Origin of the sequence: Pelomicrobium sp. (assembly GCF_036803785.1) — a bacterium.
Taxonomy (GTDB): Bacteria; Pseudomonadota; Gammaproteobacteria; order Burkholderiales; family UBA6910; genus Pelomicrobium.
On record NZ_DAIRTR010000051.1, the window covers coordinates 1 to 8,091 of the forward strand.

Sequence of the window (8,091 nt, forward strand, 5' to 3'; positions counted from 1 at the left end):
CTTCCGCCCCCCTCAATCACCGTATGCGAAGTACCAGGAGCCGCCCCACCCCGGATGGCTGTTCGCCCTGGTGATCGCGGCATGGATCTTTCCGGGCCTGTTGAGCCACGACCCATGGAAGCCGGACGAGGCGGAAAACTTCGGCATCGTGTACCACATGGTCCGCACTGGCGAATGGCTGGTGCCTACGCTGGCGGGAGAGCCGGTGTTGGAAAAACCCCCCCTGTACTACGTAGTGGCGGCCGCCTTTGCCTGGTTTTTCTCCCCCCTGCTGCCGCTGCACGACGGCGCCCGGCTCGCCACCGGCTTCTTCATGGCCCTCACGTTCCTGTTCGTCGGTCTCACCGGGCGAGAGCTCTACGGGCGCGGCTACGGATGGGTAAGTGCCCTCTCCCTAGTGGGCTGCTTCGGTCTCATCATTCGTGGTCACCAGATCATTGCCGACGTGGCCCTGCTCGCCGGGGCCGCGGCCGCTTTCTACGGGCTGGCGATGGGGCTTCGGCGCCCAGGGGCCGGAGGCGCTTTTTTCGGTACCGGCGTTGGCGTGGCCTTCCTGTCAGAGGGGCTTTTGGCCCCCCTGCTGAGTGCAGCCGTGGTAGCGTGCGCAGCCGCCGCCTCGCCGTTGTGGCGCAGCCGCAACGTGGCCATCTGCCTGGCGCTGGGGCTCGCCTTCGCCCTACCCTGGCTCATCGCGTGGCCTTATCTGCTGTACCGCCACTCCCCGGCGCTTTTCTCCCTATGGCTCAGCGCCGATCTGGGGCGTTTTCCGGGACTGGCCTCCCTCACGCTGGATAGCGCTTCATTCTACGTGCGCGCCTTGCCCTGGTTCGCCTGGCCGGCCCTGCCCCTGGCCGCCTGGGCTCTGTGGCATGAGGGACGCAGTGGGTTCCGACACCCCGGCGTGCACCTGCCCGCCGTGGCCTTCCTGGTGATGCTCGTGGGTGCGAGTCTTTCCACCAGCGCCCGGGACGTGGAGGGCCTGCCGCTGCTCATTCCCCTGGCCCTTCTCGCGAGTGCCGGCATCTATACCTTGCGCCGCGGCGCGGCCAACTCCCTGTACTGGTTCGCCGTGCTCGGCTTCAGCGTGCTCGCGCTGGTGGCGTGGTTTTACTGGCTGCCGCTTGCCCTGGAGGTACCCGAGCGCCTGTTCCGGCACCTGGACCGCATGCGCCCAGGCTACACCTTCGGCTTCCGCCCGATTCCCTTCCTGATAGGGCTCGGCTACACGGTGGCATGGGTCGCCCTGCTCGCCGTGCTGAGAAAAAACGCGGAGCGCCCCCTGCTGGCATGGTGCGGCGGCCTCACCCTGGTATGGTCCCTGATGATGTCGCTCCTCATCGGCTACATCGATCATGCTAAGACCTATCGCGCGGTGGTCTCTTCGCTGCGCGCCGCGCTTCCGGTCAACCCGCCTTGCCTCGACAGCCTCAACCTCGGCAAGGCACAACGGGCCATGCTGGAGTATTTCGCTGACATCGTGACCCGACCCGTCCCCGCGGGCAGCGAAAGCTCATGCACCTGGCTTCTCGTGCAAGGCGATCCCCGCCAATGGACCGATCCCACCGGGGAATGGGAAAAGGTCTGGGAGGGCCGTCGACCGCGGGACAAGAACGAGCTATGGGTGCTCTACAAGAAAAAGCCGCCCGAGTCGGCGAAGGGTGCGCGGCGGCTGGCTGCCGTGACAGCGGCTTTTCCTGAGCGGCGCCTCAGGAAGCGCGCCGCATGGTCCCGCCCGCTTCGGGCTCGCCGTGGCCGTGGCTCAAAGGAGCCGAGAGGGCCGCCGGCGCGGGCAGCTTGAGCAAGCGATAGAGGTTACTCAGCTTGGCGCGGAAGCGCTGCTCGAAGCTCGCCACCGCGTGCTCGGGATTGTAGTCACCCAGCCACCAGAACCAGTCCGAGCTCTCGCAGTCGGCGAGCTGCCGGTGCGCCGCCTGGGCTTCCTCAGGGGTAAGGCGCCCGCTCTCCATCACCAAGTCGAAGTGCTGCTTGGCCGCAGCGAGCAAATCCCAGGCCCTGTTCTTGGCCGGCTCCCCGATCCAGGTGGAAAAGGTGCCATAGACCCAACTTCCCGCCACCACCGGCGGCAGCGGCGCTGCCGCGCTCGCCTTGGCCAGGCAGTCCCGGTAGGTGGTGGTGGAGATGCGAGGATGGTGCTCGAGCAGGGCGTAGAGGTCCTCGAGAAAAAAATAACCGTTGTAAGGGTAGTACTCCCAAGCGTTCTCTCCGTCCAGGATCACGCTCACCAGAGGCTGGCCTCCTTCGGGGGAACGCCGCAGGATATCCTCCAGCCGGGAGACGAAGTCGTTGGCTGCGTCCCGCCCAAACCAGGATTTGTACTCGAAGCCAATCAGGTCGGAGAGCTGGTCGTCGCGGAAGAAACAGGTGATTTCACCGCTCGAGCCGTGGTGCAGGTAAGGACGGTAGAGGTAGTGGACGGGATCGGCCAGGGGTCGACCGCCGGCGCCCCGGCGCAGCGTGTTGGCAAGCACCGCCTGCCCACTCGCGGTCCAGCGCACCCCGCGGCCCGCCAGCAGCTCGAGCAGAGGTTGAGACACGGCCCCCTCTGCCGGCCACACCCCCACCGGGGCCTCTGCGAAGCGGCGGGCATGACTCTCCAGAGCAGAATCCAGATGCCATTCGACCCGTGTGCGCCCCCCGGGATAGCAGGCGGCCTGAGGCAGGCGCACTTCGGGCAGTGCCTCCCGGGCGCTGCGGAAGTCGATGAGCAGAGGGGCGAGGGGATGGTAATGGGGCGTCGTGGACAGCTCGATCTGACCGGAGGCAGCAAGCCGCCGATAGCGCGGGACGATCTCCGTCACCACTTCCCCGATCAAGCGAAAAAGGGCATGGCGGTCATCCTGGCCGAAGCTTCCTCCCTGGGCCATCAGGCGCTGCACCAGCTCGCTCTTGCGCCGCACGCTTTCCCCGGTCCAGGCGAGGTGATACCACGTGAGCAGATCCGCCAGGTACTGCTCCGACAGGTAGGCAAGCCCCCCTTCCCCTTGGGCAACGAGCTGCCGATAAAGCTCGTAGAGCCGCTTGTAGGGCGGGAAGGGCTCGATCATGGTGCGGTGGTTACTGCGGAAGCAGGCCTCCAGGATGAAGCGCCGCGCCAGCGGGAGCTCCCGGTCTGGCGCCCGGAGGAGCTTGAGCAGGGGATCGCGTACGCTTCCCGTCTGGAACTGCTCGGCGTAATCCTCCAGCTGATCGAGGAGCACCGGCACGAAATTGACCACCGCTTTCACCCCCGGGTGTCGCTCCAGGTGATGGGCCATGTCGGCGTAATCCTTGAGGGCGTGCAAATACACCCAGGGCAGGGTGAACTCCCCGGTTCGATAGTCGCGGTAATCGGGCTGGTGCATGTGCCACAGGAACACCAGCTCCAGCACGGGGGGATGGGCTGCCATCAGCGGACTTGGTGCACCTGCTGGCCCAGCATTTCCGGGGTAATCAAGGTCACTCCCTTCTCTGTCACGTAGAAGCGCCTGCGGTCCTCCTCCGGATTGACGCCTATCTGCAGCCCTTCGGGGATCACACAGCGGCTGTCGACAATCACCTTCTTGAGTACCGCCCGACGGCCAACTTGCACGTGAGGCAGGATCACCGCATCCTCGATGGTGCAATAGGAATTGACCCGCACGTCCGAGAACAAGAGGGAGCGGCGCACGGTGGAGCCACTGATCACGCAGCCGCCCGAGACCATGGAGTCTACCGCCGCACCCCGCCGCCCCTCCTCATCGAATACGAACTTGGCCGGCGGCAGCTGCTCCTGGTAGGTCCAAATGGGCCACTCCTTGTCGTACAGGTTGAGCTGGGGTTTCACCGTAGTGAGGTCCAAGTTCGCCTCCCAGTAGGCATCCACCGTGCCCACGTCACGCCAGTAGGGAACGTCCTCCACCATGTTCACGCAACTGTCCTGCAGGCGGTGGGCGAACACCCGGTAGCGCCGGATCAGGTAAGGAATGATGTCGCGACCGAAGTCGTGCTCCGAGCGCGGCTCGTCCGCGTCCCGGATGAGCTGCTCGTACAGGAAAGGGGCGTTGAAGACGTAGATGCCCATGCTGGCCAGGGCCAGCTCCGGCTTACCGGGAATGGGCTTAGGCTCGTTGGGTTTTTCCTGGAACTCGGTGATGCGTAAACTCTCGTCCACCGCCATCACTCCAAAGGCCCTCGCCTCCTCCCGGGGCACCTCCACGCAGCCCACGGTGCAGTCGGCAGCATTGGATACATGGTGGGCGAGCAGCCGTCCATAGTCCATCTTGTACACGTGGTCGCCTGCCAAGACCAAAATGTACTGGGGCTCGTAGAAGCGCAGGATGTCCAGGTTCTGGAATACCGCGTCCGCGGTGCCCTGGTACCAACTTTCTTGGATGCGCTGCTGGGCGGGCATGACTTCCACAAACTCGCCGAGCTGCCCGCCGAGGAAGCTCCAACCCCGCTGGATGTGGGTGATGAGGCTCTGGGCTTTGTATTGGGTGATGACGCCAATGCGACGGATGCCGGAATTGACGCAGTTCGACAGGGGAAAGTCGATGATGCGGAATTTCCCCCCGAAGGGCACGGCGGGCTTCGCCCGCCAGTCGGTCAGGTGCTTGAGCCGGGAGCCTCGCCCCCCGGCCAGGATGAGCGCCATGGTGTTCTTGGTCAGCAGGCTGATGAAGCGGGTGGAAGCCTCGGCGCGGCTTGCGCCGGAAATGCCGTTCTGGATCTGGCTCGCGCCCATTCTCTTCCTCCTTTACGCCGAGTGTATTGTCCCTTCTCGTCGATCGAGGCGGGGATGTCGACGAAGTCGGTCCACCGCCGTAGTGGGCTATAATGACGTTTATGTCCGGCGACAAGTCAATCACGGGGACGAGCGCCGAGTCAATGTAACGGGGAATGCCCACGCCTGAGTCGTCTTCCATGAACCAGCACGACATCCTCCAGCCATTTCTGTTCGAGCGCGCCGGCGTGCGCGGCGGGCTTGTGGCCCTCGACGCCACTTGGCAGGCGGTGCTGGAAGATCGGGATTACCCGTGCCCCGTTCGCAACCTCTTGGGAGAAACCATGGCAGCGGCGGCCCTGCTTTCTGCGACCCTGAAGTACTCCGGCTCCATGATCATGCAGATGCAGGGGGACGGTCCGATCCCCTTGCTGGTGGTGGAGTGCACCAGCGAGCTGGCCCTCAGGGGGCTCGCCCATTGGAAAGAGACGCTGCCGGATGGCCCCCTCAGCGAACTGGTGGGATCCGGCAGGTTCGCCATCACTCTCGATCCCCGGGAGGGCCGCCGCACTTATCAGGGGATCGTCGATCTGGCAGGCGAAAGCGTGGCCGCAGTGCTCGAGCACTACATGCGGCGCTCGGAACAGCTCGACACCCGCCTGTGGCTGGCCGCAGGGGAAAAGCGGGCCGTGGGCATGCTGCTGCAACGGCTTCCCGGCACTGCCTCTTCCGATCACGACCTGTGGAACCGGGCCATCACCCTGGGTGGCACCGTCAGCCGCAACGAACTCCTGGCCTGTGTCCCGCGGGAACTGCTGCAACGCCTGTTCCACGGGGAGGACGTGCGCGTGTTCGACACGAGGCCCGTCCGTTTCGGTTGCTCCTGCTCCCGCGAGCGGGTGCAGGCCATGCTGCGCATGTTGGGTCGCGACGAAGTGCGCGCCATCATTGCCGAACAAGGCACGGTGGAAGTGCGCTGCGAGTTCTGCAACCGCCGTTATGGCTTCGACGCGGTGGACGCGGAGCAGCTTTTCGCCGCGGCGGTGACGACCGCCCCGAGCGCCACGCGGCATTGAGTGCTTGGGGAGGACGACGTCAGCCCCCAGCAATCGCCACCGACCGCCCCGTCCCCGGCGACTCGCGAGATGCTGGTGCGAGCGGCACCGGGACTGTTCGTCTTACTGTGGAGCACTGGGTTTATCGGTGCGAAGTTGGGCCTGCCCTACGCCGAACCCCTGACCTTCCTCAGCCTGCGGTTCGCTCTCGTTGTCGCCCTGCTCGCCCCCTTCGCCGCCGCGCTCGGCACCCGCTGGCCGCGCAACACCTGGGAGCTTGTCCATGTGGCCGCGGCCGGTGTGCTGCTCCATGCTGGCTATCTGAGCGGAGTATTCTGCGCCATCCACCAAGGGCTGCCGGCGGGGGTGGTTTCCCTCATCGTAGGCCTGCAGCCCCTTGCCACCGCCGTCGTCGCGCCGCGGCTGCTGGGCGAACGCGTCACCCCGCGCCAGTGGTTGGGGTTCGCCCTGGGGCTCATCGGTGTGGCCCTGGTGGTATGGGACAAGCTCCGCTGGGAAGGGATCCCGCTCGCCGGCTTTGCTTCGGCCGCCCTAGCACTCGTCAGCATCACGGCGGGCACCCTCTACCAGAAGCGCCACGGCGCTCGCGCGGACCTGGCAGCCGCAAGCCTCATCCAGTTCACAGCCTCTGCCCTAGTGCTCGCCCCCTTTGCCTATTGGCTGGAGTCCCGGGTCATCGTGTGGAGCGGCGAATTCCTGTTCGCCCTGGGCTGGCTCGTCTTGGTGCTTTCCCTGGGAGCCATCAGCTTGTTATACCTCATGCTGCGCCGGGGCGAGGCGGCCCGGGTGACAAGTCTGTTCTATCTCACGCCCCCCGTAACCGCGATACTCGCCTGGCTCGCCTTCGGCGAGACGCTGGGTTCCACGGCCATAGCGGGCATGGGCCTCGCCATCACGGGCGTATGGCTGGTGATGCGCGGCTAAGGCTGGTGAAAAAGCTTATATTAAACATAAATATAGCTGCTATTGCTGTGGCGCATCATTTTTGCTCGACAGGGCCTGGGGGAGAGGCGTAAACTGGTTTTGGTATTCCCATCCCGAATGGCGCGGAGTAACGCGCGCTTCAAGTCCTGACGATCCCAAAGGAGAACGTCCATGACCCCTTCACGAGAAGTCGTTGTGTTGAGCGGAGTGCGCACCGCTATCGGCGACTATGGCGGCAGCCTCAAAGACATCCCTCCCACTGATCTGGGTGCCACGGTGGTGCGCGAAGCGGTCAAGCGTGCCCAAGTGGACGGGAGGGAGGTGGGTCACTTGGTGTTCGGCAGCGTGATCCACGGGGAAGCGAAAGACATGTATCTTTCTCGGGTGGTGTGCATCAACGCAGGACTTCCCCATGAGACGCCCGCGCTCACTTTGAACCGACTGTGTGGCAGCGGCCTTCAGGCCATCGTGTCCGCGGCCCAGACTATCCTGCTGGGAGACGCGGACGTGGCTGTGGGTGGAGGGGCAGAATCCATGAGCCGAGGTGGCTATCTGTTGCCGGCGTTGCGCTGGGGAGCACGCATGAATGCCACCCCGGCGATCGACATGATGGTGGGGGCACTCACCGACCCCTTCGACACGGTACACATGGGCATCACGGCGGAGAACGTGGCTGCCAAGTGGGGTATCAGCCGGGAGCGCCAGGACGCCTTCGCCGTCGAAAGCCACAAGCGGGCGGCCAACGCCATCGACAGGGGTTACTTCAAGGAGCAGATCGTCCCCATCGAAATCAAGAGCAAGAAAGGCACAGTGATCTTCGACACCGACGAACACGTGCGCCGCGACGTGAATCCCGAGAGCCTAGCCAAGCTCAAGCCCGTGTTCCAGAAGGACGGCACCGTCACGGCGGGCAACGCTTCGGGTATCAATGACGGTGCGGCAGCGGTGGTCCTGGCGGAAGCGAAGTACGCGGAGAAAAAAGGATTGAAACCCATGGCGCGCCTGGTGTCTTACGGCCACGCCGGCGTCGATCCCAAGTACATGGGCATCGGCCCAGTGCCGGCGGTGAAAAAAGCCCTGGAGCGGGCGGGGCTCACGCTCGCCGATATGGACGTGATTGAATCGAACGAGGCCTTCGCAGCCCAGGCCTGCGCAGTGGCGAAGGAGCTGGAGCTGGATCCGGCCAAGACCAACCCGAACGGCGGCGCGGTGGCCCTGGGCCATCCCATCGGCGCAACGGGCGCCATTCTCACAGTGAAGGCTTTGTACGAGCTGCAGCGCATCCAGGGAAAATATGCCCTGGTGACCATGTGCATCGGCGGGGGACAGGGCATCGCCGCCGTCTACGAGCGTCTCTGACTCTCTGGGGCGCCGCGAGCGGTGGAGCAC

The 8,091-nt window shown here is 64.9% G+C and carries 6 protein-coding genes; 4 read left to right on the forward strand and 2 right to left on the reverse strand.

The annotated features are described in order from the left end of the window. A partial coding sequence (locus tag V7Q81_RS07765) for an ArnT family glycosyltransferase (RefSeq protein ID WP_333841682.1) occupies positions 1-1,798 on the forward strand: 1,798 nt, incomplete at its 5' end. Here V7Q81_RS07765 and V7Q81_RS07770 read toward each other — a convergent pair. Then, entirely contained in the window at positions 1,707-3,407 is a 1,701-nt protein-coding gene (locus V7Q81_RS07770) for a glycoside hydrolase family 57 protein (protein ID WP_333841684.1), read from the reverse strand. The two genes, V7Q81_RS07765 and V7Q81_RS07770, sit on opposite strands and share 92 nt — an antisense overlap. Beyond that, positions 3,407-4,723 (reverse strand): glucose-1-phosphate adenylyltransferase, encoded by a 1,317-nt coding sequence (gene glgC, locus V7Q81_RS07775; protein ID WP_333841686.1) that lies wholly within the window; start codon positions 4,721-4,723, stop codon positions 3,407-3,409. Before glgC ends, V7Q81_RS07770 begins: the two co-directional genes overlap by 1 nt. Positions 4,724-4,902: 179 nt before the next feature. Between glgC and hslO the strand changes: the two genes are divergently transcribed. The 3 genes from hslO to V7Q81_RS07790 all read left to right on the forward strand — a co-directional run bounded on the left by hslO (position 4,903) and on the right by V7Q81_RS07790 (position 8,061). Continuing rightward, complete coding sequence (gene hslO / locus V7Q81_RS07780) at positions 4,903-5,778, forward strand: Hsp33 family molecular chaperone HslO (protein WP_333841687.1); 876 nt, start codon at positions 4,903-4,905, stop codon at positions 5,776-5,778. A 69-nt stretch (positions 5,779-5,847) separates the two neighbouring features. After that, positions 5,848-6,702 (forward strand): DMT family transporter, encoded by an 855-nt coding sequence (locus V7Q81_RS07785; RefSeq protein WP_333841689.1) that lies wholly within the window; start codon positions 5,848-5,850, stop codon positions 6,700-6,702. A 171-nt stretch (positions 6,703-6,873) separates the two neighbouring features. After that, complete coding sequence (locus tag V7Q81_RS07790) at positions 6,874-8,061, forward strand: acetyl-CoA C-acyltransferase family protein (RefSeq protein WP_333841691.1); 1,188 nt, start codon at positions 6,874-6,876, stop codon at positions 8,059-8,061. Positions 8,062-8,091 lie beyond the last annotated feature (30 nt).